This window comes from Flavobacteriales bacterium (assembly GCA_013214975.1).
Lineage (GTDB): Bacteria > Bacteroidota > Bacteroidia > DT-38 > DT-38 > DT-38.
This window is the reverse complement of sequence record JABSPR010000266.1, coordinates 1-3,426: the sequence shown is the minus strand read 5'-3', so window position 1 is coordinate 3,426 and position 3,426 is coordinate 1. Positions and strand designations below refer to the sequence as shown.

The window sequence follows — 3,426 nt, the reverse complement described above, 5'->3', positions numbered from 1 at the left end:
GTAATACCCTTTAGCGAATCTTTGATCTGCCGCACCAATTCGTCGACAATATTTTCAGCTAAGTAAATAGAAGTAACAATAGATATTTCCATGAACGGAAAGTTCAATTTGGGTTAATTGAATCTAATATAAGCTAAATCTTATATTTCTAATCATTAGAATAGGTTATTAAAAAGGTCTGAGTTTGTATATTTGAATAAGACACAGTTGTTTCAGAAAACCATTACGGCTCAAATGAAAATTCCATTTAACAAACCTTTTCTTACAGGCAAAGAAACAGAGTACATAAAGGAGGCGGTAAAATCGAAAAAAATATCAGGGAACGGAGTGTTTACACAAAAGTGCCATGCCTTTTTTGAAAAAAAGTATGGTTTCAATAAATGCCTATTAACCACCTCGTGTACTGACGCATTAGAGATGACCAGCCTTTTAATCAATATTAAAGAGGGTGATGAAGTAATCGTACCATCCTATACATTTGTTTCTACAGCTAACGCATTTATTTTACGAGGGGCTAAAATAGTATTTGCTGATAGCCTCGATGATAATCCTAATATTGATGCTTATAAAATTGAAGAATTAATTACGCCAAAAACCAAAGCAATTGTGGTTGTTCATTATGCGGGTGTTGCATGCGAAATGGATAAAATCATGAGCATAGCTAAGAGGCATAGCCTTTATGTTATTGAAGATGCAGCTCAAGCTATTGATTCTTATTACAAAGGGAAACCACTAGGAAGCATTGGTCACTTCGGGACATTTTCATTTCACGAAACAAAAAATATTATTTGCGGAGAAGGTGGTATGCTCGTAATTAATGATGATACATTTGCTGAAAGAGCTGAAATTATCTGGGAAAAAGGCACTAACAGGGCAGCCTTTCATCGTGGTGAAATAAATAAATATGGATGGGTTGATATTGGTTCATCCTTTCTTCCTTCTGAAGTTATCTCTGCATTCTTATATGCGCAACTTGAAAACATGGACAATATCCAAAAGAAGAGAAAATTAATATGGAACACCTACTTCAAAGCATTTGAGTCTTTTGACTTCGAAGGGAAAATAAAATTAATTCGCCTACCAAAGTTTGCAACAAATAATGCTCACCTGTTTTATCTCGTGTTACCTACTATTGACATTAGAACAAAATTAATCGAGTTTTTAGAGTCAAATAAAATGAAGGCAGTTTTTCATTACTTACCTCTTCATAAAAGCGCCTACTACAGTAAGGTACACGACTCAAGAGAATTACCCAACAGCGAAATATTCGCAAATAGACTTCTTCGATTACCTTTTTATTATGAACTTTCAATAGGAGATCAATTGAAGGTGATAGAATGTGTTAAGCACTTTTTAGAAGGTTTAGACATTAATTAATTTTATATCAAACGTATCAAGTTAGTACTGAAGTGTTAATAGTTGCATTATTCTTTATATACCTATTTCTAATAGCATTTGCGTATTTAATCGGCGGAATTATAAATCCCAAGGGGGCTTTGGGAAATAATTCGATAAAATCATTTGAACATATTTTCATAGGTTCGCTATCTATTATTCTATGCTTTGCATTGCTCAAAAGTGGGTTTACCAGCTTTGTCATAGTATGTATTCCTTCTACGTTATTGTATTTCTATTTCAAAGGACATTTGAAAAACATATCATCAATTAGACTAAAGCTACCGCCTGTAAACAAACGACAAACAGTCACAACAGTCTCACTTGCCCTTATATCATTTTTTTATTGGTCTCGTTATTCCATTGATTACTCAACAATGTCAATTATTCAAGGACACTATGATTTTAGCTTCTATTCGGAAATTGCCAGAGGACTGATGAAAGAAGGCATTGAATCTACTGACGTAAGATTCACTCCATTATACCACCCCTCAGGCACTATATTATACCATTATTTCGACTTATGGTTAACTGCTTTACTATCCATATTAAGCAATATCAGCACATTCCGAATTTTAATGGTTGTTGTCTATCCCTTTTTCTATTTCCTCACTTTATTAGGAATTTCATCTTTTATTGAGAAATATTCTGAAAATATTTTGAGCTTAATTCTTCTCCCCTTTCTATTAACATTCACGCTCACTTTAAATATTCCGTTGTTAAAAGAACTAGATCTTTTTAACTACTCCAATTTTGGAATTCATTTATCAAAATACCTTCAATTGAAATTGCTATATATATATCCATTTATTCTTTGGGCAGTTCATTCATTTATATCTAAAAAAACACTAAAAGCTACTTTATTTCTACTTTTGGCATGCACAATGTACAACACGTTACTAGTGCCCATAATACCTGCAACACTACTATTGGGAGTATTCCTCTTTTTCACAACATCTGGCACCTATATTAATCGATCAAAGAACTTAATACTGGTTTCTTGTTATATCGTCACTGTTCCGATATACATGTATTACCTCTCAAACAAAAGCGATTCAGCTTTCGAACAGGTTTTTTTCCTATCCAATATTAAATCCGCAATTGTTGTATTTTTCGAAAACATTATAAAATCAGGGGTATTTTATCTTCCAGTAGTTACGGTACTAATTATTGCCTTGGTGAAATCCAAATTTCAATTTATTAGCCAACACAAAGAAATTATTATCATCTTAATTACCAGCCTATTAGGCGGACTGGTTTTCGCTTCACTATATCATGGCACTCCTAACTATAATCAAGCTTATTACAACTTTCTTCCATCTGCTACCCTAGTCTTCTTCCTTATATCAATTCCATATTTAATGAATAAATATATCTATTCAATTGGAGCTCTTTTATTTGCAATTAACTTCTTCGCCCCTATTTCAATTGACGAAGGATGTAAGACAGACTATACTCAAAAATATGTACAAACTTGTTTGAATGAGTTCAAAAAAATGGAATCGCCTAAATTTCTAGTATACAATCCTCAGGAAATTCAGCGATGGGATTACACATTCATGGATATTGCCCAGTTTACTTCAAACATAAAAAACATCCCGAGCGGGTACAACATATCCAAAGATTTTATGGATTTAGTTATTAAGCATGATCTTTCTCCATTTGGCAAATGGTGTATTGATAATGAAAAGAAAATCAATGAATACTCCCTTATTGATTATATGAGTGAGAAAAATATTGATTATCTATTCTATAATACTGATAACCAGTTGCCTTTTAATTCAGATCACTTATTCGTCAGAGTTGCCACAGATCCTTTAAGCCGAGAAACTCTGCTGAGGATAATTGATAAAAAAAATAATTAATAAATCTAGATGCGGGTTAAGAACGAGCTTTACTTACTCATCCCCTTTTTATTTCTTTTTAGACTTACATTTGGCCTTTCCTCTAATTTTTGGACACCAGACGTTTTTCAAATCTATTTAATTGGTCTCAAGTCATTTACGATGAACGTCTGGCCACTATACGGGC

2 protein-coding genes are annotated in these 3,426 nt (G+C 33.0%); both read left to right on the top strand.

Translation table 11 applies throughout. The features are described 5' to 3' along the window. Positions 1-234 precede the first annotated feature (234 nt). A complete protein-coding gene (gene rffA, locus HRT72_08605) occupies positions 235-1,377 on the top strand; it encodes a dTDP-4-amino-4,6-dideoxygalactose transaminase (GenBank protein ID NQY67767.1) in 1,143 nt (380 codons plus the stop codon). Between the two features lie 395 nt (positions 1,378-1,772). Further along, the gene (locus HRT72_08600) at positions 1,773-3,260 is read left to right on the top strand and encodes a hypothetical protein (protein NQY67766.1); all 1,488 of its coding nucleotides are present in this window, start codon (positions 1,773-1,775) and stop codon (positions 3,258-3,260) included. Positions 3,261-3,426 lie beyond the last annotated feature (166 nt).

Excerpts from the sequence above, each read along its gene's own strand:
- rffA (NQY67767.1), top strand. The coding sequence starts at position 235 with ATGAAAATTCCATTTAACAAACCTTTTCTTACAGGCAAAGAAACAGAG.
- HRT72_08600 (NQY67766.1), top strand. The coding sequence starts at position 1,773 with ATGTCAATTATTCAAGGACACTATGATTTTAGCTTCTATTCGGAAATT.